The 20,532-nt window shown below is 72.2% G+C and carries 21 protein-coding genes and 1 tRNA gene; 13 read left to right on the top strand and 9 right to left on the bottom strand.

Translation table 11 applies throughout. From position 1 onward, the window contains the following. Positions 1 to 71 precede the first annotated feature (71 nt). Entirely contained in the window at positions 72 to 323 is a 252-nt protein-coding gene (locus tag E0W78_RS12120) for a WhiB family transcriptional regulator (protein WP_131404214.1), read from the bottom strand. A gap of 179 nt (positions 324 to 502) precedes the next feature. Between E0W78_RS12120 and E0W78_RS12115 the strand changes: the two genes are divergently transcribed. The 3 genes from E0W78_RS12115 (at position 503) to E0W78_RS12105 (ending at position 3,162) form a co-directional block, all read left to right on the top strand. Continuing rightward, a complete protein-coding gene (locus E0W78_RS12115; RefSeq protein ID WP_131404213.1) occupies positions 503 to 862 on the top strand; it encodes a hypothetical protein in 360 nt (119 codons plus the stop codon). A 112-nt stretch (positions 863 to 974) separates the two neighbouring features. Continuing rightward, positions 975 to 2,174 carry an NADP-dependent malic enzyme gene (locus tag E0W78_RS12110; protein ID WP_131404261.1) on the top strand — a complete coding sequence of 400 codons (1,200 nt, stop codon included), beginning with the start codon at positions 975 to 977 and terminating at the stop codon, positions 2,172 to 2,174. Positions 2,175 to 2,193: 19 nt separating this feature from the next. Further along, positions 2,194 to 3,162 carry a zinc-binding dehydrogenase gene (locus E0W78_RS12105; protein ID WP_131404212.1) on the top strand — a complete coding sequence of 323 codons (969 nt, stop codon included), beginning with the start codon at positions 2,194 to 2,196 and terminating at the stop codon, positions 3,160 to 3,162. A gap of 4 nt (positions 3,163 to 3,166) precedes the next feature. Here E0W78_RS12105 and E0W78_RS12100 read toward each other — a convergent pair whose 3' ends face one another. The 4 genes from E0W78_RS12100 to E0W78_RS12085 form a co-directional block, all read right to left on the bottom strand. After that, complete coding sequence (locus tag E0W78_RS12100) at positions 3,167 to 3,892, bottom strand: AAA family ATPase (RefSeq protein ID WP_131404211.1); 726 nt, start codon at positions 3,890 to 3,892, stop codon at positions 3,167 to 3,169. Between the two features lie 85 nt (positions 3,893 to 3,977). Continuing rightward, positions 3,978 to 4,154, bottom strand: coding sequence for a DUF6104 family protein (locus E0W78_RS12095; RefSeq protein ID WP_131404210.1), 177 nt, complete (start codon positions 4,152 to 4,154; stop codon positions 3,978 to 3,980). A 13-nt stretch (positions 4,155 to 4,167) separates the two neighbouring features. Beyond that, the gene (locus E0W78_RS12090; protein ID WP_278249435.1) at positions 4,168 to 7,923 is read right to left on the bottom strand and encodes a multifunctional oxoglutarate decarboxylase/oxoglutarate dehydrogenase thiamine pyrophosphate-binding subunit/dihydrolipoyllysine-residue succinyltransferase subunit; all 3,756 of its coding nucleotides are present in this window, start codon (positions 7,921 to 7,923) and stop codon (positions 4,168 to 4,170) included. 202 nt (positions 7,924 to 8,125) lie between these two features. Further along, on the bottom strand, positions 8,126 to 8,566 hold the full coding sequence (locus E0W78_RS12085; RefSeq protein ID WP_131404208.1) for an OsmC family peroxiredoxin: 441 nt from the start codon (positions 8,564 to 8,566) through the stop codon (positions 8,126 to 8,128). Positions 8,567 to 8,710: 144 nt separating this feature from the next. Between E0W78_RS12085 and E0W78_RS12080 the strand changes: the two genes are divergently transcribed. Both E0W78_RS12080 and E0W78_RS12075 read left to right on the top strand, forming a co-directional pair. Then, positions 8,711 to 8,965, top strand: coding sequence for a flagellar FlbD family protein (locus tag E0W78_RS12080; protein WP_131404207.1), 255 nt, complete (start codon positions 8,711 to 8,713; stop codon positions 8,963 to 8,965). Positions 8,966 to 9,056: 91 nt separating this feature from the next. Next, positions 9,057 to 9,470 (top strand): GNAT family N-acetyltransferase, encoded by a 414-nt coding sequence (locus E0W78_RS12075; protein WP_131404206.1) that lies wholly within the window; start codon positions 9,057 to 9,059, stop codon positions 9,468 to 9,470. Between the two features lie 31 nt (positions 9,471 to 9,501). On the opposite strand, the gene E0W78_RS12070 is transcribed toward E0W78_RS12075, so the two are convergent. Together E0W78_RS12070 and E0W78_RS12065 are read right to left on the bottom strand one after the other, a co-directional pair. Then, the gene (locus tag E0W78_RS12070) at positions 9,502 to 10,164 is read right to left on the bottom strand and encodes a cache domain-containing protein (RefSeq protein WP_131404205.1); all 663 of its coding nucleotides are present in this window, start codon (positions 10,162 to 10,164) and stop codon (positions 9,502 to 9,504) included. Positions 10,165 to 10,169: 5 nt separating this feature from the next. Then, positions 10,170 to 10,913: a GntR family transcriptional regulator gene (locus tag E0W78_RS12065; protein WP_131404204.1), complete on the bottom strand. Its 744-nt coding sequence runs from the start codon at positions 10,911 to 10,913 to the stop codon at positions 10,170 to 10,172. A gap of 117 nt (positions 10,914 to 11,030) precedes the next feature. On the opposite strand from E0W78_RS12065, the gene E0W78_RS12060 reads away from it, so the two are divergent. Genes E0W78_RS12060 through E0W78_RS12045 form a run of 4 tightly spaced genes read left to right on the top strand, consistent with a single transcriptional unit; the run spans position 11,031 to position 14,986 of the window. Next, the gene (locus tag E0W78_RS12060) at positions 11,031 to 12,050 is read left to right on the top strand and encodes an ABC transporter ATP-binding protein (protein WP_131404203.1); all 1,020 of its coding nucleotides are present in this window, start codon (positions 11,031 to 11,033) and stop codon (positions 12,048 to 12,050) included. A gap of 35 nt (positions 12,051 to 12,085) precedes the next feature. Further along, the gene (locus tag E0W78_RS12055; protein WP_131404202.1) at positions 12,086 to 13,261 is read left to right on the top strand and encodes an extracellular solute-binding protein; all 1,176 of its coding nucleotides are present in this window, start codon (positions 12,086 to 12,088) and stop codon (positions 13,259 to 13,261) included. 1 nt (position 13,262) lies between these two features. Then, the gene (locus tag E0W78_RS12050) at positions 13,263 to 14,171 is read left to right on the top strand and encodes an ABC transporter permease (RefSeq protein WP_242686332.1); all 909 of its coding nucleotides are present in this window, start codon (positions 13,263 to 13,265) and stop codon (positions 14,169 to 14,171) included. A 14-nt stretch (positions 14,172 to 14,185) separates the two neighbouring features. Next, on the top strand, positions 14,186 to 14,986 hold the full coding sequence (locus E0W78_RS12045; protein ID WP_242686331.1) for an ABC transporter permease: 801 nt from the start codon (positions 14,186 to 14,188) through the stop codon (positions 14,984 to 14,986). A gap of 65 nt (positions 14,987 to 15,051) precedes the next feature. On the opposite strand, the gene E0W78_RS12040 is transcribed toward E0W78_RS12045, so the two are convergent. Beyond that, on the bottom strand, positions 15,052 to 15,927 hold the full coding sequence (locus tag E0W78_RS12040; RefSeq protein ID WP_131404201.1) for a LysR family transcriptional regulator: 876 nt from the start codon (positions 15,925 to 15,927) through the stop codon (positions 15,052 to 15,054). 84 nt (positions 15,928 to 16,011) lie between these two features. Between E0W78_RS12040 and gabT the strand changes: the two genes are divergently transcribed. The 3 genes from gabT (at position 16,012) to E0W78_RS12025 (ending at position 19,844) form a co-directional block, all read left to right on the top strand. Next, positions 16,012 to 17,352, top strand: a complete 1,341-nt coding sequence (gabT, locus tag E0W78_RS12035; RefSeq protein ID WP_131404200.1) for a 4-aminobutyrate--2-oxoglutarate transaminase — start codon at positions 16,012 to 16,014, stop codon at positions 17,350 to 17,352. Continuing rightward, positions 17,349 to 18,800 (top strand): NAD-dependent succinate-semialdehyde dehydrogenase, encoded by a 1,452-nt coding sequence (locus E0W78_RS12030; RefSeq protein ID WP_131404199.1) that lies wholly within the window; start codon positions 17,349 to 17,351, stop codon positions 18,798 to 18,800. Before gabT ends, E0W78_RS12030 begins: the two co-directional genes overlap by 4 nt. A 219-nt stretch (positions 18,801 to 19,019) precedes the next feature. Next, a complete protein-coding gene (locus E0W78_RS12025; protein WP_131404198.1) occupies positions 19,020 to 19,844 on the top strand; it encodes a methyltransferase domain-containing protein in 825 nt (274 codons plus the stop codon). A 175-nt stretch (positions 19,845 to 20,019) separates the two neighbouring features. On the opposite strand, the gene E0W78_RS12020 is transcribed toward E0W78_RS12025, so the two are convergent. Further along, a tRNA-Arg gene (locus E0W78_RS12020) sits at positions 20,020 to 20,091 on the bottom strand. Positions 20,092 to 20,146: 55 nt separating this feature from the next. Here E0W78_RS12020 and E0W78_RS12015 point away from each other — a divergent pair. Continuing rightward, positions 20,147 to 20,527 (top strand): response regulator, encoded by a 381-nt coding sequence (locus E0W78_RS12015; protein WP_131404197.1) that lies wholly within the window; start codon positions 20,147 to 20,149, stop codon positions 20,525 to 20,527. Positions 20,528 to 20,532: the final 5 nt, after the last annotated feature.

Here is a 20,532-nt window from a genome sequence, read left to right as displayed (position 1 = left end):
CCGGCGCAGAAGGCCCCAGGAACGCAGAAGACCCCGCATCCGATCGGATGCGGGGCCTGTCGACGTTCGCCTCAGGCGGTGCGGATGCGCGCACGCGCGTTGCGACGCTTCAGCGCGCGACGCTCGTCCTCGCTCATGCCTCCCCAGACGCCGTGGTCCTGACCGGACTCCAGCGCCCAGGTCAGGCACTGCTCGCGGACGTCACAACGGCGGCACACCGTCTTGGCCTCCTCCGACTGGAGGATCGCCGGACCGGTGTTGCCGATGGGGAAGAAGAGCTCAGGATCCTCGTCGAGGCAGGCAGACTTGTGCCTCCAGTCCATGAGAAACTCACCCTTCGTGGTTCGTGGATTGCGCCGCCCCAGACCCGGGCGATGAGCACCGGGGAGCAGCACGAGTAATGTTCCCAACTTCGCGAGGGTGAAACAAGGGTTAACAAAAGAAGCACCTGTCGGTTTCGTCACATGCTTGTAACATCAACCGTCTGGCTAGGCTGGACCCCGTGATCCCGCTCGCCGCCGTCGTCGTCCTCGTCGAGGCCCTGGCCCTGCTCGGCTTCGCCGGCACCGAGGTCGTGGCCGAGCCGAGCAGGCCGATGACGTACGCGACGGCCGGGCTCCTCGCGGCGTACGCGCTCGGCCAGGCCTGGGCCGCGTTCCTGCTGCTGAAGCACCGGATCGGTGCTCGCGGCCCGCTCGTCGCGACCCAGCTCATCCAGCTGGGGCTCGCCTGGAACTCGCGCGACTCGCAGGTCGAGTGGCTCAGCCCGGCGCTCGCCGTGGCCGCCCTCGTGGCGCTGGTCGCGCTGCTGGCACCCTCCACCACCCGTGCCCTCGTGGCCGCGGAGCGCGTGCCAGAATGACGTGACGGGGCCCACCTGACGCCCCTCGCACGGCAGAACGCCCCGCCGACGTCGAGACCAGACCGGTCTCCGCGGCGCGCGGCCTCCCCGTCCCCACTTGCGAAAGAACGTCATGGTCGCCCACGACATCGATGCCCCCACGTCCTCCTACGACCCCACCGACCCCGTCCACGCCCTGCATCGCGGCGGCAAGATGGAGATCGCCTGCACCGTCCCGCTCGAGGGCCGCGACGACCTGTCGATGGCCTACACGCCCGGCGTCGCCCGGGTCTGCGAGACGATCCACGCCGACCCCGAGGCGGCCCACGAGCTGACCTGGGTCTCGAACACCGTCGCCGTCGTCACCGACGGCACCGCGGTGCTCGGCCTGGGCGACATCGGCCCGGCCGCCTCCATGCCGGTCATGGAGGGCAAGGCCGTGCTGTTCAAGCAGTTCGGCGGCGTCGACGGCGTCCCGGTCGCGCTCGACACCACGGACGTCGACGAGATCGTCGAGACGGTCGTGCGCCTCGCCCCGAGCTTCGGCGGCATCAACCTCGAGGACATCTCGGCCCCGCGCTGCTTCGAGATCGAGGCGCGGCTCAAGGAGCGGCTCGACATCCCCGTGTTCCACGACGACCAGCACGGCACCGCCGTGGTCACGCTCGCCGCGCTCATCAACGCGCTGCGGCTGACCGACCGCGACCCCGAGCACACCCGGGTCGTCATCTCCGGCGCCGGTGCCGCGGGCGTCGCGATCACCAAGATCCTGCACCGGGTCGGCATGCGCCGGATCAGCGTGGTGGACCGCCGCGGCGTCATCCACCCCGGCCGTGAGGACCTGACCGAGGTGAAGCGCTGGCTGGCCGACGAGACCGCGGACTTCGCGCGCCCGGGCAGCGTCGAGGACGCCCTGGTCGGCGCGGACGTGTTCATCGGCGTCTCGGGCGGCACCGTGCCCGAGGAGGCCGTGGCGCGCATGGCCGACGACGCGATCGTCTTCGCCATGGCGAACCCCGACCCGGAGGTCCACCCCGACGTGGCGCACAAGTACGCCCGCGTCGTGGCGACCGGACGGTCGGACTTCCCGAACCAGATCAACAACGTGCTCGTGTTCCCCGGCATCTTCCGCGGCGCGCTGGACGTGCGGGCGACCGGCATCTCCGAGGAGATGAAGGTCGCGGCCGCGCAAGCGCTCGCGGACCTGGTGGGGGAGGATCTGAGCGAGACGTACGTGATCCCGTCGCCGTTCGACCCGCGGGTCGCCCCGGCCGTCGCGAAGGCGGTCACCGACACCGCCCGTCGCCAGGGTCTCGCACGCCGCCCGTACTGACCGACCCGAGAGGACGCCCATGCTCGCCGTCTACGCCCAGTCCTTCAGCCCCGAGGATCCTCTTTCCGGGCTGGTCGTCGGTGAAAGACCTGAACCCAAGACTCCGGACGGATGGGTCCAGGTGACGGTGAAAGCTGCCTCGATCAATCACCACGACGTGTGGAGCCTGCGCGGCGTCGGCCTGCGCGAGGAGTCGCTGCCGATGATCCTGGGCTGCGACGCGGCCGGCTACGACGAGGACGGCAACGAGGTCGTCGTCCACGCGGTCATCAGCGACCCGTCGTGGCGCGGCGACGAGACGCTCGACCCGCGTCGCACGCTGCTGTCGGAGAAGCACCAGGGCACGTTCGCGGAGAAGGTCGTCGTGCCGCGCCGCAACCTGCTGCCCAAGCCGGCCGGGCTGTCGTTCGCCGAGGCGGCCTGCCTGCCCACGGCCTGGCTGACCGCCTACCGGATGCTGTTCACCCAGTCCGGCCTGCAGCCGGGCGGCTCGGTGCTGGTGCAGGGCGCCGGCGGCGGCGTCGCGACGGCGCTGATCGTGCTGGCCCGGGCGGCCGGCTTCCGGGTCTACGCCACGAGCCGCGACGAGTCCAAGCGCCGGCGGGCGCTCGAGCTCGGCGCCCACGAGGTGCTCGAGTCCGGCGCCCGGCTGCCCGAGAAGGTGGACGCGGTCATGGAGACCGTCGGCGCCGCGACCTGGTCGCACTCGATCCGGTCGATGCGGCCCGGCGGCACGCTGGTCATCAGCGGGGCGACCTCGGGCGACGCGCCCTCGAAGGCCGAGCTGACGCGCATCTTCTTCCAGCAGATGCGCGTGCACGGCTCGACCATGGGCACCCGCGACGAGCTGGGCCGGCTCGTCGAGCTGTGCGACGTGAGCGGCGTGCGTCCGCTCATCGACCGCGAGATCCCCATGGAGGACGCGGCCGAGGGCCTCGCCGCCGTCGCCGCGGGCGACGTGTTCGGCAAGATCGTGCTCACCCGCTGAAGGATCAGTCGTCGGCCAGCGTGTGCCGCAGGTAGCGCTGCGGCGCGTCGAGGAACGCGCGCCAGTGGTGGACGAGCTCGAGCTCGTCCCACGTCGTCTCGCGCAGGCCCCAGTCGCCGACCTCGAGGACGTGCGCACCGGGCAGCGACGCGAGCACGGGGGAGTGGGTCGCGCACAGCACCTGGCCGCCGGCGGCGACGACGTCGTGCAGCACGCGCATGAGCGTGAGCGTCGACGAGAACGACAGCGCGGCCTCCGGCTCGTCCAGGCAGTAGAAGCCCGGTGAGTCGAACCGGCGCTCGAGCACGGCCAGGAACGACTCGCCGTGGCTCATGGCGTGGAAGTCGGGGTCGCCGCCCCCGCCGACGCCGTCGAGGTAGGTGTACCAGCCGTGCATCGTCTCGGCGCGCAGGAAGAACCCCCAGCGTCCGGAGCCCACGCCGCGCTGCAGCACCAGGCTGCGGTGCAGGGACGACTCGGTGCGCCGGGTCTCGTGCCGGCCGAACGCCGTGCCGCCCTCGGGGGACAGGCCGTACGCCTGGGCGACCGCCTCGACGACGGTGGACTTGCCGGACCCGTTCTCGCCGACCAGGAACGTGACGCCGGGCGGCAGCTCGAGCCCCTCGGCGAGCAGCTGGCGGACGGCGGGCACGCGCTGCGCCCACGGCTCGGGCGGGTCGGCTTCCGGGTCGGGCGTCACCCGGACGACGGGCGGCTGGTCGAGGTCCACGCGGGCAGTCTGCCAGCACCCGGCGACACCGCCCGGACGCACGAGGGGCCCCGGACCGTGTGGTCCGGGGCCCCTCGTGGCGGGCTCAGTCCTCGTCGTCGTCGAGCCGGGCCAGCCAGGTGGCCAGCCGCTCGACCGGCACCTCGAAGTCCGGGTTCAGGTCGACGAACTCGCGCAGGTGCTCCGCGAGCCACGCGAAGGAGACCTCCTCGTCGCCCCGGCGCTGCTCGAGCTCCTCGATGCCCCGATCGGTGAAGTACACGTCCGTCCTCGGCTCAGGCGAAGGCCTGCTGCATGAGGCTCTTGTGCTCCTCGAGGTGGCGCGAGTGCTGGCCGACCGACGGCGCGGTCAACGCGACCCGGGTGACCGGGGTGATGGACTGCTCGAACGCCTCGCCGTAGTGCAGCGCGACGTGCGGCCACGGGCCCTGGTTCGCCGGCTCGTCCTGCACCCAGCGCACGTCGGACGCGTTCGGGAACGCGCCCACCGCGGCCTTGAGCTCCTCGACCGGGTTCGGGTAGAGCTGCTCGACCCGGACGATCGCGGTGCGCGGGTTGTCGCCCTCGCGCTTGCTCCGCTCGGCGAACAGCTCCCAGGCGATCTTGCCCGAGCACAGCAGCACCCGCTCGACCTTCTGCGCGTCCACCGTCGTGTCGGCGATGACCGGCTGGAAGGTGCCCGAGGTGAAGTCCTCCGGCTGCGAGGCGGCCGCCTTGCTGCGCAGCATCGACTTGGGCGTGAACACGACCAGCGGCCGGTGCTCGGCGCCCAGGTTGTGCCGGCGCAGCAGGTGGAAGTACGACGCGGGCGTCGAGGGCTGGGCGAGCGTCATGTGGTCGTCCGCGCACAGCGCCAGGAAGCGCTCGATGCGGGCCGACGAGTGGTCCGGGCCCTGGCCCTCGTAGCCGTGCGGCAGCAGCAGCACGACGCCGGACTTCTGGCCCCACTTGGCCTCGCCGGCCGAGATGTACTCGTCGATGACCGACTGCGCGCCGTTGACGAAGTCGCCGAACTGCGCCTCCCAGACGGTCAGCGCCTCCGGACGCGCCACCGAGTAGCCGTACTCGAAGCCGAGCGCGGCGTACTCGCTGAGCAGCGAGTCGTAGATGTAGAACGGCGCCTGGTCGTCGGACAGGTTCGACAGCGGCGTCCACTCGTCGCCGTTCGTGCGGTCGATCATCGTCGCGAAGCGCGAGGAGAACGTGCCGCGGCGGCTGTCCTGGCCGGCCAGGCGGACCGGGCGGCCCTCCATGAGCAGCGAGCCGAGGGCGAGGATCTCGCCGGTGCCCCAGTCGATGCCGCCGGACGTGATGGACTGCGCGCGACGCTGCATCTGCGGCATCACCTTCGGGTGGACGGTGAAGCCGTCCGGCACGTTGGTGTGCGCGTCCGCGATCGCCTTGAGCGCCTCGGGCGAGATGGCCGTGACCAGCTCGCTCGCGACCGGCTTGACCGGGTAGTCCGGGGTGCGCGAGTAGTCGGGGTCCTCGTGCGAGGACGCCTCCTTCACCTCGGCGAAGTTGCGCTCGAGCTTGGCCTGGTAGTCCGCGAGCGCGGCCTCGGCCTCCTCCAGCGTGATGTCGCCACGACCGACCAGCGCCTCGGTGTAGAGCTTGCGCACCGACTTCTTGGCGTTGATCGTGTCGTACATCAGCGGCTGGGTGAAGCTCGGGTCGTCGCCCTCGTTGTGGCCGCGACGGCGGTAGCAGACCATGTCGATGACGACGTCCTTGTGGAACGTCGTGCGGTACTCGTAGGCCAGCTGGGCCACGCGGATGCAGGCCTCGGGGTCGTCGCCGTTCACGTGGAAGACCGGCGCCTGGATCATGCGGGCCACGTCGGTGCTGTAGCGCGAGGAGCGCGACGACGAGGGGCTCGTCGTGAAGCCGACCTGGTTGTTGATGATCAGGTGGATCGTGCCGCCCGTGCGGTAGCCGCGCAGCTGGGAGAGGTTGAGCGTCTCGGCCACGACGCCCTGGCCGGCGAAGGCCGCGTCGCCGTGCACGAGCAGCGGCAGGACGGGGAACTCCTGGCCGCGGTTGAGCCGGTCCTGCTTGGCGCGGGTGATGCCCTCCAGGACCGGGTCGACGACCTCCAGGTGCGACGGGTTCGCGGCCACGGAGACCTTGATCCGGTCGCCCGTGGCGGCGGTGAACTCGCCCTCGACGCCCAGGTGGTACTTGACGTCGCCCGAGCCCTGCACGGTGCGCGGGTCGATGTTGCCCTCGAACTCGCGGAACACCTGCGCGGGGCTCTTGCCGGCGATGTTCACCAGGACGTTGAGGCGTCCGCGGTGGGCCATGCCGATGCAGACCTCCTCGAGGTGGTCGGCGGCGGCGGCCTCGCAGATCTCGTCCAGCAGCGGGATGGCGGTCTCGCCACCCTCGAGGCTGAAGCGCTTCTGGCCGACGAACTTCGTCTGCAGGAAGGTCTCGAACGCCTCGGCCTGGTTGAGCTTGTCGAGGATGCGCAGCTGCTCCTCGCGCGGCGGCTTGGTGTAGCCGGACTCCAGGCGCTCCTGGAACCAGCGGCGCTCGCCCGGGTCCTCGATGTACATGTACTCGACGCCGATGGTGCGCGCGTAGGCGTCGCGCAGGACGCCGAGGATGTCGCGCAGCTTCATGTAGCGGCGCTCGCCGCCGAAGCTCGGGCCGGTCGGGAACTCGCGGTCCAGGTCCCACAGCGTGAGGCCGTGCGAGGCGGTGTCGAGGTCCGGGTGCGTCCGCTGGCGGTACTCCAGCGGGTTGATGTCGGCCATGAGGTGGCCGCGCACGCGGAAGGCGTGGATGAGCTCGAGCACGCGGGCCTGGCGGTCGATGTCGTCGTCGTGACGCACCGCGATGTCCTGGGCCCAGCGGATCGGCTCGTAGGGGATGCGCAGCGACTCGAAGATCTCGTCGTAGAAGCCGTCGGCGCCCAGCAGCAGCTGGTGGATGACCTTGAGGAACTCGCCGGACTGCGCACCCTGGATGACGCGGTGGTCGTAGGTCGAGGTGAGGGTCATCATCTTCGACACGGCCAGCTGCGTGATCGTGTGCTCGGACGCGCCCTCGAACTCGGCCGGGTAGTTCATCGAGCCGACGCCGATGATGGCGCCCTGGCCCGACATCAGCCGCGGCACCGAGTGGTTGGTGCCGATGCCGCCGGGGTTGGTCAGGCTGATCGTCGTGCCCTGGAAGTCGCTAACCTCGAGCTTGCCGTCGCGCGCCTTCTTGACGAGCGTCTCGTACGCCGCCCAGAACTGGGCGAAGGACATCGTCTCGGCGGCCTTGATCGAGGGCACCAGCAGCTGGCGGGTGCCGTCGGGCTTGGGGACGTCGATGGCCAGGCCGAAGTTGACGTGCTCGGGCTGCAGCTGGGTCGGCTTGCCCTTCTCGTCGGTCGCGTAGCCGGTGTTCATCTCGCGCATGCGGCCGGCGGCGCGCACGACGGCGTAGCCGATCAGGTGCGTGAAGGAGACCTTGCCGCCGCGGGCGCGGGCCAGGTGGTTGTTGATCACCGTGCGCTGGTCGAAGAGCAGCTTGACCGGCACCGAGCGGACGCTGGTGGCGGTCGGGACGGTGAGGCTCTCGTCCATGTTCTTGGCGGTGCGGGCGGCGGCGCCGCGCATGGTCACGCGCTCCACCTCGCCCGGGCCGGTGGGCGCGGCGGCGGGCTGCGCTGGCGGCTTCGACGCGCTCTTCGCGGTCGTGCCGCCGGTGGTGCCGTTGGTGGTGGCGGTCGCCTTCGCCTTCGGCTGCTCGGGGGTGGGAGCCGAGGCGGGGGTCGCGGCCTTGGCCGGCTCGGCCGGCTTGGGCGCGGCCTTGGTCGCCGGAGCGGCGGGCGTGGCGGCCTTCGGCGGCGCCGGGGCGGCGCTGGGGGCGGTGCCGTTCGTCGGCGCGGGGTCCGGGGCACCTCCCTGGCCGTTCTTGAAGAACGTCACCCAGGTCTCGTCCACCGAGCTGGGGTCAGCCTGGTAGCGCTCGTACATCTCCTCCACGAGCCACTGGTTCGTTCCGAAGTCTGGGGTGCCTTGCGAGGACTCGGCCACGGCCTCGATCGCCTCTTCCGAAATGTGTCTGGTGTGGTACAGGACGTCGTGTCAACCCTAGCGCGCTGCGGACGGCCCGCGCCCCCGGGTCGCGGGGCGGGGCGCGCCCGCGGCGGGCGCCGTGCGGGTGTGTCTCCGATCGCCCGCGGGGGCCGCTCGACTGAGCGGTCCGCAGGTGATCCGCGTCACGCGGGCGCGTCGCTCAGGCGTCGAACGCGACGTCGACGGTGATCTCGCCGACGCCCGCCAGGGCCTTGGAGACGGGGCAGGTGCGCTTGGCCTCCTCGGCCACGCGGCGGAAGCCCTCGGCATCGATGCCCTGGGCGGTGCCGGCGACGGTGAGGTGGACGGCGGTGATCTTGAACCCCTCGGTGTCGGGGCCGAGGTCGACGTCCGCCGAGACGGCGAGCGTGCCAGGCGTGGCGCCGTGCTTGGCGAGCAGCGCCGACATCTGCATGGCGTAGCAAGACGTGTGCGCGGCGGCGATGAGCTCCTCGGGGCTGGTCACCCCGCCGGCGTCGTCGGCGGAGCGGCGCGGGAACGACACCTCGAAGGTGCCGGCGCCGGAGCTGGCCAGCTGCACCTCGCCGCTGCCGTCCTCGAGCGTGCCCTCCCAGGCGGTGTGGGCGGTACGTGTGGGCATGGGTCCTCCTCGGGTGGTGGGGATGCCCTCGACGCTAGACCGGTGCGTGACGGACACAACTCGACGGCGCGCGTAACCTCCGGCGCCGACGTACGTTGAACAGGTGCACGACGCCGACGAGGCGTTCTCGGGAGGGGGATTCCCATGATCCAGCTTCACCACAGCGACGGCCGGGGCTTCTGGCTGAACCCGGACCTGGTCGAGACCCTCTCCGACGCCGATCCCTGGACCCGCATCGACCTGGTCAGCGACCGCGCCATGCTCGTCACCGAGACGCCGGACGAGGTCGCCGCGATCATCGACGCCTACCGCGTCGACCTGTCGCGCCGGGCGACCGCGCCGGCCGAGGCGCCCGCCGCCCCGCAGCGCGACGCCCAGGTCATCCAGCTGCGCCGCTGACCCACCCGCTCCCACCACGAAGGCGCCCGGCCGAGCCGGGCGCCTTCGTCGTGCTCGGGACGCGTCCGGCGGCCCGCCTATCGTGGGGACGGTGAACGACACCCCCGACGAGCTCGTCCGCAGGCCCCCGACGCTGGAGGACTACCTCCACCTGAGGGCCGCGTCCGGGCTGACGCCGAAGTCGCCCGCCCAGGGCGAGGACGCCCTGGCCGGCAGCTGGCGCTGGAGCGTCGTGCAGCGGGACGGCCGGGCGGTGGCGATGGGCCGGGTCATCGGCGACGGCGGCTGGTACTTCCACGTCGCCGACATGGCGACGCTGCCCGAGCACCAGGGCCGCGGGCTGGGACGGCGGGTGCTCGCCGACCTGCTGGCGCAGATCGACGAGGTCGCGCCGGCCGGCGCGTACGTGACGCTCATGGCCGACGCGCCAGGACGCCGGCTGTACGCGTCGATGGGGTTCGTCGAGACCGCGCCCGAGTCGCTGGGCATGCGCCTGGCGCACTGACCCGGCCGCGGGGGCGAGCGGAGCGCCCGGGTCAGACCAGCACGTCCAGCGGGAGGCCCGCGCACGTGCGCACCGTGGCGTAGGCGTCCGGGTCGACCGGCTCGCCGGCGAACACCTGCGCCTGGGCCGACAAGACGGCGCGGTGGTGGTGGTTGGCCAGCGTGGCCCCGGCGCCGGCGAACGTCGTCAGCAGCTCCTTCTCGACCGTGGCGGCCAGCACGTCCGCGCCCATGACCCCGAGCATCTCCCCGTTGCGCAGCACCGGGACGGTGACGGTGAGCGTGAGCTCGTCGGTGCACACGTAGTCGACGTAGGGGCCGGTGACGTGCGAGCGGCCGGTGCGCTGCGGCGTGCGGAACCACTCCTGGCGGCGGTAGTCGGCCGACTGGACGAGCGCGGGGGACTGGGTGAGCTGCTCGCGGCCGTCGCCCTGCCACCAGGCCAGCGCGTACGACTCGTCGGCGAGCAGCCCGGGCGTGACGACGAAGCCCGCGCCCATGGTGTGCGGGTCGGCCAGCACCTCCAGGGCGAGCGGCCGCGCCGCGCGCACCAGGGTGTCGTTGCGCAGCGGCCCGTCGAACAGCGGCACGAGGCGCTCGCCGAGCGTCCCGAGCGTGCTGACGAGCGGGGAGAAGAAGGCTTCGACGGCGCGAACGCAGTCGTCGACGGTGGTCTGGGCGGGCGTGACGGGCATGGTCCTCACCGGATCCTCGAGTGCAGCTCGGCGAGCTCGCCGAGGGCCTGGCGGACGCGGGTCCGCATCTGACGGCGGGCCGCCGCGGCGTCGTGCGTCGCGACGGCGTCCAGGAGCGCGACCTGGTGGGCGCGCACGTCCCCGCGGTGCACGGGCTCGGAGAGCGGCAGGCGCAGCAGCACGCCGAACTCGGTCTCCGCGCGCATGACGTCACGGGTCAGCCGCGCCGAGTGGGTCAGCGCGGCCAGGGCCAGGTGGAGCTCGGTGTCGGCGTGCCGGACGGTGCCGACCTCGTCGACGTCCTCGGGCAGGACGATCTCGCGCAGGTCCTCGGTCTCCTCGGGGTTGGCGCGCTCGGCCGCGAGCTCCGCGCAGCCGGCCAGGATCGTCGCGTAGTGGACGCCGCGGTCGGCGAGGTCGACGCGGGTCATGCGGGCCAGCCGCTCGTGGAGCCGGGCGTCGTCGCCGCCGTCGGGCCGGGTGACGAACGAGCCGCCGCCGCGTCCACGGACCGTGGTGACCAGGCCCTGGGCGCGCAGCGAGACCAGCGCCTCGCGCGCGGTCACCGTCGCCACGCCGAGCATCGACGCCAGCTCGGGCTCGCTCGGCAGCCGCTCCCCGTCGACCAGCAGGCCGGCGTGGATCGCCTCCGCGAGGCGCTGCTCGACGCGCGTCGCGCGACCGAGGTCGCCGAGCGGCGCGAACACGGCGGTGCGCGCTCGTGAGGACGGGCGGCGGACGGTCGCCATCGGGCTCCTGGGCTCGGGGGATGTTTACGAGATCGTGACAGAAATGTATGGACATTTAATCTCTGGGTCCATATGTTTTCTCCGCAGACCGTGACGCAGACCACTCCGAGGAGCACGATGAGCCAGCCCGGACCCACCCCCGCGATCCGACTCGTGGGGCTGGAGAAGCACTTCGGCGACGTCCGCGCCGTCGACGGCGTCGACCTGGAGATCGCCGACGGCGAGTTCTTCTCCATGCTCGGCCCGTCCGGCTCGGGCAAGACGACGGTGCTGCGCCTGGTGGCCGGCTTCGAGCAGCCCACGAGCGGCAGCGTCGTGCTCGGCGGCACCGACGTCACCGGCACGGCGCCGTTCGAGCGCGACGTCAACACCGTCTTCCAGGACTACGCGCTGTTCCCGCACATGAGCGTCCTGGAGAACGTCGCCTACGGGCTGCGCGTGCGCGGTGTCGGCAAGCGCGACCGCACGGCGCGGGCCCGCGAGGCGCTGGCGACCGTCCGGCTCGAGCACGTCGCCGACCGGCGTCCGGCCCAGCTGTCCGGTGGCCAGCGCCAGCGCATCGCGCTCGCCCGCGCCATCGTCGTCCGTCCCAAGGTGCTGCTGCTCGACGAGCCGCTCGGCGCGCTCGACCTCAAGCTGCGCGAGCAGATGCAGGTCGAGCTCAAGGGCCTGCAGCGCGAGCTCGGCATCACCTTCGTCTTCGTGACGCACGACCAGGAGGAGGCGCTCACCCTCAGCGACCGCATCGCGGTCTTCCACGAGGGGCGCATCGTCCAGCTGGGCACCCCGCAGGAGATCTACGAGTCCCCGCAGGACGAGTACGTGGCCAGCTTCGTCGGCACGTCCAACCTGTTCGCGCCCGAGGAGTCCCGCGCCGTGCTCGGCCGCGACGGACGCTTCGCGCTGCGCCCGGAGAAGATCAGCCTCTCCGACGGCGACGTCCCGCCCGGAGCGCTCAGCGCCCGCGGCGTCGTCGCGGAGACCATCTACCTCGGCACCGGGCGGCGCGTCGTCGTCGACCTGGAGACGGGGCCGCGGCTGGTGGTGCTCGAGCCGAGCACCGTGCCGACCGCGGTCGAGCGTGGCGACAAGGTCGTCGTCGCGTGGCGCCCGGACGACCTCGTGGCGCTGTCCTGAACACCCCATCCCACCCAAGAGAGAGGGGTCCAGCGATGACCCTCACCCGCAGAAACGGACGCCTGGGCGGCCTCGCCCTCGCACTGACCTGCAGCCTCGCGCTCAGCGCGTGCGGCGGCGACTCGTCCGACGACGAGGCGACCGGTCCGCTGAAGGAGCTGGGCAAGACCGAGGGCCAGGTCTCGATCCTGGCCTGGCCCGGCTACGTCGAGGACGGCAGCAACGACCCGAACGCCGACTGGGTCTCCAGCTTCGAGGAGAAGACCGGCTGCAAGGTCACGAGCAAGGTGTACGGCACGTCCGACGAGGCGTTCAACCTGGCCAAGAGCGGCGACTACGACGTCGTCGCGGCCTCCGGCGACCTGACGCTGCGCATGGTCGCGGCGAAGGCGGCCGCCGAGGTGAACACCGACCTGGTGCCCAACTACGAGAAGGTCTTCGACTTCCTCAAGGACCAGGAGTGGAACACCGTCGACGGCAAGAACTACGGCGTCCCGCACGGCTACGGCGCCAACCTGCTCATGTACAACAGCGACGTCGTCAAGCCGGCCCCCACGTCGTGGGACGTCGTGTTCGACAAGGCGTCCGAGCACAAGGGCAAGGTGACGGCGTACGACTCGCCGATCTACATCGCCGACGCCGCCATGTACCTCATGGCCACGCAGCCCGACCTGGGCATCGAGAACCCGTACGCCCTCGACGAGGACCAGCTGGCCGCCGCGGTCGACCTGCTCAAGGCCCAGCGCGGCCACGTCGGCGAGTACTGGTCGGACTACCTGAAGGAGGCGCAGGCGTTCAAGACCGGCGACTCGGTGGTCGGCACGACCTGGCAGGTCATCGCCAACACGATCGACCAGGACAACGTGAAGGTCACGGTGCCCGAGGAGGGCGTCACCGGCTGGAACGACACCTGGATGATCTCGTCCAAGTCCAAGAACCCCAACTGCGCGTACGCGTGGCTGAACCACATCGAGGACCCCGAGATCAACGCGCAGGCGACGCAGTACTTCGGCGAGTCGCCGAACAGCCAGGAGGCGTGCGACTTCGCCGAGCCCGGCTTCTGCGAGTCCTATCACGCCGGCGACGAGGCCTACTCGGACAAGATCTGGTACTGGCGCACGCCGATCGAGGACTGCCTGGACGGTCGCACGGACGTCACGTGCACCGACTACTCGGACTGGACCAAGGCCTGGACCGAGATCAAGGGCTGACGTGACCGCACCCAGCACGCCCGTGGTGGCCGCCCCCTCGGGGGCGGCCACCCGCCGGGCCTCCTCGTTCCTGGCCACGCGCCCGCGCGTCCGCCTCGGCCTGCTCCTGGCCGCCCCGCTGACCTGGCTGGTCCTGGTCTACGTCGTCGCGCTCGCCGCGCTGCTCGTCACCGCCCTGTGGTCGGTCGACAGCTTCACCGGCGAGATCGACCGCAGCCTCACGCTCGACAACCTGCGCGAGATCACGACCGAGTCGCTCTACCGCACCGTCACGCTGCGCACGCTCGGCGTCGCGCTGCTGGTGACCGTCATCGACGTCGTCGTCGCGCTCCCCATCGCCTTCTACATGGCCAAGGTCGCCTCGCCGCGGGCCCGGCGCCTGCTCGTCGTGGCCGTGCTGACCCCGCTGTGGGCCAGCTACCTGGTGAAGGCGTTCGCCTGGCGCTCGATGCTCAGCGAGGGCGGGCTCGTCGACTGGGTGCTCAACCCGTTCGGCGCCAGCACGCCGGGCTACGGGCTCACCGCCGTGGTGCTGACCCAGGCCTACATCTGGCTGCCGTACGTCATCCTGCCGATCTACGCCGGCATGGAGCGCGTCCCGGACTCGCTGCTGGAGGCGGCCGGCGACCTCGGTGCGTCCTCGGGCCGGACGGTCCGCACGGTCGTCATGCCGCTCGTGCTGCCCGCCGTGCTCGCCGGCTCGATCTTCAGCTTCTCGCTGACGCTGGGCGACTACATCAGCGTCAACATCGTCGGCGGCGCGAACCAGATGCTCGGCAACCTCGTCTACACGAACGTCGGCGCGGCCAACAACCTGCCGCTCGCCGCCGCGATCGCGCTCGTCCCCATCGTCATCATGCTCGGCTACCTGGCCGCGGTGCGCCGCACCGGCGCGCTGGACAACCTGTAGGAACGGGAGACCTCGTGACCCTCAGCCCGCTCACCCGGCGGATCCTCGCCGGCCTCACCGGCCTGGTGCTGCTGGTGATGTACGCGCCGCTGCTCGTCGTGGTGGCGAACTCGTTCAACGCCGACCCGTCGATGACCTGGCCGCCGGACGACTTCACCACCGAGTGGTGGACGCGTGCGTTCCACAGCCAGGGCGCGCGCGACGCCGTGCTGACCAGCGTGCAGGTGGCGATCGCGTCCACGGCGGTGGCCCTGGTGCTGGGCGTGCTCATCGCCTTCGCCCTGCAGCGGTTCGACTTCTTCGGCAAGAACACCGTGAACCTGCTGGTGATCCTGCCGATCGCCCTGCCCGGCATCGTCACCGGCATCGCGCTGAACAACGCGTTCCGCGGCATCCTGAACGTCCAGCTGGGCATCGCCACGGTGATCGTGGCCCACGCGACGTTCTGCATCGTCACGGTGTTCAACAACGTCATCGCCCGGCTGCGACGCATGGGCGGCAACCTCGAGGAGGCCTCGGCCGACCTCGGGGCGGGCGTGTGGACGACGTTCCGGCTCGTCACGTTCCCGCAGCTGCGCTCGGCGCTGCTGGCCGGCGGCCTGCTCGCCTTCGCGCTGAGCTTCGACGAGATCATCGTGACGACGTTCACCGCGGGCCCGGGCACGACGACCCTGCCGATCTGGATCCTCAACAACCTGTTCCGGCCCAACCAGGCGCCGGTCGTGGCCGTGGTCGCCGTGGTGCTCATCGTGATCTCGATCGTCCCGATCTGGATCGCGCAACGGATCGCGGGGGACGCCGAGACCGTCCGCTGACGCTCCGCCCGACGACGGGGCATCCGGCTGCGGCCGGGTGCCCCGTCGCCGTCCCTGGGTGGGGGCTACGCGTAGCGGCGGGCGACCCAGGCGCGCAGGCGCGCGGCGAGGTCGGCCAGCAGGGCGGCGCCGGGGTGCTCCGGCGACCAGGCGCCGTGCAGCTCGATGCTCACCGTCTGCCCGCCGGACGTCAGCCGCAGCGGCACCAGGTCGAAGCGCGGGTCGTCGGTGACGAGGGCGACGCCGCGGCCACCGGCCGCGAGCGCCTGGGCGACGGTGCCGTTGCTGGCCTCGGTGAGCCGCAGCGGCGGAAGGCCGGCCGCGCTGACCGCCTCGTCCAGGGCGCGGCGGGCACCGAACGGGTGCGGCAGGCCGATGAGGTCCTCGACCTCGTGCAGCTCGGCGAGCCCGACCTCGCCGCGTCCGGCCCACGGGTGGTCGGCGCGGACGTACGCCAGCACCGGCAGCACCGCCAGCGACGTCGCGGCGAGGGGCTCGTCCGGGGGATAGGGCGTGATGACGAGGTCGGCGCCGCGGGCGAGCGCCTCGGCCGCGGGCAGGTCGTCGGACGTCAGCACCGCCGGCACCGGGTCGGTGCGCTCGAGCGTCGCGATGAACGGCGAGACCAGGTCCGTGAGCGTGGTGGCCGGCGCGGCGATGGTGACGGTCTCCAGCCGGCCTTGGGTGCGCAGCTTCGCCGCACGGCGCAGGTCGTCCGCCCGGCCCAGCACGTCGCGGGCGAGGGGGAGGAGGGCGCGGCCGCTGCTGGACAGCGTGAGGCGTCCGGCGGCGCGGTCGAACAGGTCCAGCCCGAGCTCGCGCTCGAGCTGGCGCAGCTGGCGCGAGAGGGCCGGCTGGGTGACGCGGACGGCGTCGGCGGCGGCCGAGACCGTCCCGGCGTCCGCGACGGCGACGAAGTACCGCAGGGTGCGCAGCTCCATGGCGGCATCGTATGCCCACCGAGCATGTCGTCCATCGAGAAGAGGTATTGGACGGCATGGGCCGTCGCGTCCGATCATGGCGGCATGAGCCACGAGATCCCGCAGTCGCGCCACGTCGTCCAGATCCCCGGACCGCGCTCGGTCGAGCTGATGCAGCGCAAGCAGGCCGCCGTCGCCGCGGGCGTCGGCACGACCATGCCCGTGTTCGCCACGCGCGCCGGTGGCGGCATCGTCGAGGACGTCGACGGCAACCGCCTGGTCGACCTCGGGTCGGGCATCGCCGTCACGACCGTCGGGGCCAGCAACCCGCGCGTCGCCGCCGCCGTGAGCGAGCAGGTGCAGGCCTTCACGCACACCTGCTTCATGATCACGCCGTACGAGGGCTACGTCGCCGTCGCCGAGGCGCTCGGCCGGCTCACGCCCGGCGACCACGACAAGCGCACCGCGCTGTTCAACTCCGGCGCCGAGGCGGTCGAGAACGCGGTGAAGATCGCCCGCTCGTTCACCGGCAAGCAGGCCGTCGTCGTCTTCGACCACGCCTACCACGGCCGCACGAACCTCACGATGGCCATGACGGCCAAGAACATGCCGTACAAGCACGGCTTCGGGCCGTTCGCGTCCGAGGTGTACCGCGCCCCGCTGTCGTACCCCTTCCGCGACTCCGGTGTCGACGGCGCGGCCGCGGCGCAGCGCGCGATCACCGTCATCGAGAAGCAGGTCGGCGCCGCGAACCTGGCCGCCGTCGTCATCGAGCCCATCCAGGGCGAGGGCGGCTTCATCGAGCCCGCCGAGGGCTTCCTGCCCGCGCTGGCCGCGTGGTGCCGCGCCAACGACGTCGTCTTCGTCGCCGACGAGGTGCAGACCGGCTTCGCCCGCACCGGCGACCTGTTCGCCTGCGACCGCGAGGGCGTCGTGCCCGACCTCATCGTCACGGCCAAGGGCATCGCCGGCGGCCTGCCGCTGTCGGCGGTCACCGGCCGTGCCGAGATCATGGACGCCCCGCACGGCGGCGGCCTGGGCGGCACGTACGGGGGCAACCCGATCGCCTGCGCCGCCGCGCTGGCCGCGATCGAGACCATCGAGGCCGACGGCCTGGTCGAGCGCGCCCGCGAGATCGAGACGCTGCTCAAGCGCCGCCTCGACGCGCTGCAGGCCGACGACGCGCGCGTCGGCGACGTGCGCGGTCGTGGCGCGATGATCGCCGTCGAGCTCGTCAAGGCCGGCACGACCGAGCCGGACGCCGCGCTGGCCTCGGCCGTCGCGTCGTACGCCCACCAGCAGGGCGTCATCGTCCTGACCTGCGGCACGTTCGGCAACGTCCTGCGCTTCCTGCCGCCGCTGACGATCAGCGACGAGCTGCTCGAGGACGCCTTCGACGTCGTCGCCGAGGCCTTCGCCTCGACCCGCGAGGAGGTGTCCGCATGAGCGCGGCGTACCTGGACGCGCTCGACGCCGGGCGCGGCGTGCTGGTCGGCGGCGAGTGGCGCCGTGGCGGCGCCGGGCTGTTCGACGTCGAGGACCCCGCGACCCGTGAGGTCGTGGCCCAGGTCGCGGACGGCGACCGGGCCGACGCGACCGCCGCGGTCGAGGCCGCGGACGCCGCGTTCGCGTCGTGGCGCCACGTCGCCCCGCGGGAGCGCTCGGAGATCCTGCGCCGCGCGTTCGACCTCATGCACCGCGACGTCGACGAGCTCGCCGCGCTGATCTGTGCCGAGAACGGCAAGTCGCTCACCGACGCCAAGGGCGAGGTCGTCTACGCGGCCGAGTTCTTCCGCTGGTTCGCCGAGGAGGCCGTGCGCCCGGGCGGCGACTACGGCTCGTCCCCGGCCGGCGGCACGCGCACCGTCGTGACCCACCGTCCGGTGGGCGTGGCCGCGCTGATCACGCCGTGGAACTTCCCCGCCGCCATGGCGACCCGCAAGATCGCCCCGGCGCTCGCCGCGGGCTGCACGGTCGTCCTGAAGCCGGCCGCGGAGACGCCGCTGACCGCGCTCGCCGTGGCGCGCCTGCTCGTCGAGGCCGGCGTGCCCGAGGGCGTCGTCAACGTCGTCCCGTCCACGGACGCCGCGGGCGTGGCCGAGACGTGGCTGGCCGACAGGCGCGTGCGCAAGGTCAGCTTCACCGGCTCGACCCGGGTCGGCTCGATCCTGCTCAAGCAGGCGGCCGACCGGATCGTCAACGCCTCGATGGAGCTGGGCGGCAACGCGCCGTTCGTCGTCACCGAGGACGCCGACCTGGACGCCGCCGTCGCCGGCGCGATGATCGCGAAGTTCCGCGGCGGGGGACAGGCCTGCACGGCGGCCAACCGCTTCTTCGTGCACGCCGACGTCGCCGAGGAGTTCGTCGCCCGCTTCGGCGCGGCCGTCGAGGCGCTCACGGTCGGCCCGTCGAGCACCGGCGCGGAGATCGGCCCGCTCATCTCGGGCAAGGCCGTCGCCGAGCTGGACCGCGTCGTCGCCGAGGCCGTCGAGGCCGGCGCCCGCGTGGCCCACCGCGCCGAGGTGCCCGAGACCAAGGGCTACTTCTACGCGCCGACGGTGCTCGCGGACGTCCAGCCCGGTTCGGCGATCCTCGAGCACGAGCTGTTCGGCCCCGTGGCGCCGGTCGTCACGTGGCGCGACGACGCCGAGCTGCTGGCCATGGTCAACGACACCGAGATGGGCCTGGCGGCGTACGTCTTCGCCGGCGAGCTGCAGCGCGCCATGAAGCTGGGCGAGGCGATCGACGCCGGCATGGTCGGCGTCAACCGCGGCCTGGTGTCGGACCCGTCGGCCCCGTTCGGCGGCCTCAAGCAGAGCGGCCTGGGCCGCGAGGGCGCCCGCGAGGGCCTGGCCGAGTTCCAGGAGACGCAGTACCTCTCCATCGCCTGGTAGGTCCCGTTCGCGCGGCTCCGCCGCACGAGGTCACTTGCTTCGCGGCTCCGCCGCACGGGGTCCTTGCTTCGCGGCTCCGCCGCGAAGTGGACGCAGAAGCACCACGTTCCTGGAGGACGTGGTGCTCCTGCGTCCACATCGCGTGGGAGGGGCGTTGGCTACTGTCCGGTCGTTGGACGAGACCTGTCGGCCCCGTCGTCCCGGGGCTAGTCTCATGATGTGAGTCCAGCATCTCAAAAGACGAGACAGACCGACTACATCCACGGGCATCACGCGTCGGTCCTCGCGTCGCACGGCGCGCGGACGGCGGAGAGCTCGTGCGGCTACCTGCTGCCCCACCTGCGGCCGGGTCAGAGCCTGCTCGACGTGGGCTGCGGGCCGGGCTCCATCACCCTGGACCTCGCCGCCCTCGTCGCACCCGGACGCGTCGTGGCCATCGAGAACGTCGACGCCCCGCTCCAGACCGCGCGCGAGGCGGCCTTCCGTCGCGACGACCGCCGCACCAGCTTCGAGCGCGCCGACGTCCTGGCGCTGCCGTACCCCGACGACAGCTTCGACGTCGTCCACGCCCACCAGGTGCTGCAGCACCTCACCGACCCGGTGGGGGCCCTGCGCGAGATGCGTCGCGTGTGCCGACCGGACGGCATCGTGGCCTTCCGCGAGGTCGACTTCGAGTCCATGACCTGGTGGCCGGCCGCCGAGCCGCTGCAGCACTGGCGCGACACGTACCGCCGGCTCTCGCGCGAGAACGGCGCCGAGCCGGACGCCGGACGCCGCCTGCGTCAGTGGGCGCGGGAGGCGGGCCTACAGGACGTCCAACTGTCCACGTCCACCTGGACGTACGCCACCGAGGAGCAGGCGCGCTGGTGGGGCGACAGCCAGGCCGACCGCGTGCAGTCGTCGACCTTCGCCACCCAGGCCCTCGCCGACGGCATGAGCCGGGCCGAGCTGGACGGGATCGCCGAGGCCTGGCGCGCCTGGGGCCGCTCGGAGGACGCGTACTTCCACATGGTCCACGCGGAGGTCCTCGCCTCCGGCGCCTGAGCCGCACCCCAGCCCGGCTGCCGCCGCGAAGTGTGTCGAACCGGACGGGGGTGGGCGCCGCCGGACGTCCGGTCCGTTACGAATCGCGGCGGCAGCCGGGCTCGGGTGAGGGGCGCTGCCGGGTGGGGACGACGAAGCCCGCCGCGAGTGACTCGCGGCGGGCTTTCGCATCGGGTGCCCCCGGCAGGATTCGAACCTGCGCTCCCGCCTCCGGAGGGCGGTGCTCTATCCCCTGAGCTACGGGGGCGGGCGACCCGGGTGGGATCGACGGAGCGAGCGTACCGCACCGATAGGTTGGTCCCGTGCCCACCGTCCTCGTCGTCGACGACACGCCCTCCATCCGGTTCCTGATCCGGACGAACCTGGAGCTGGCGGGCTTCGACGTGCGCGAGGCCGTCGACGGCCAGGCCGCCCTGGACGCCCTCGCCGACGACGACCTGCCCGACGTCGTGACGCTCGACGTGATGATGCCGCGGCGCGACGGCGTCTCCACCGTGAGCGCCATGCGGGCCGACCCGCGGCTGCGCCACCTGGGCGTCGTCATGGTCACCACGCAGGGCCACCCGGCCGACATCGCCAAGGCGCAGCGCGCCGGCGTCGACGCGTACGTCATCAAGCCGTTCGACCCCGACGAGCTCGTGGCGACCATCCAGCGCGTCCTGGACGAGGGCGGCCATCGGTAGACTCC

It is taken from the genome of Aeromicrobium sp. IC_218, from assembly GCF_004336805.1.
In the GTDB taxonomy this organism is placed as follows: domain Bacteria; phylum Actinomycetota; class Actinomycetes; order Propionibacteriales; family Nocardioidaceae; genus Aeromicrobium.
The sequence above is the reverse complement of the archived record's forward strand: the minus strand, read 5'-3'. Positions and strand labels throughout refer to the sequence as shown.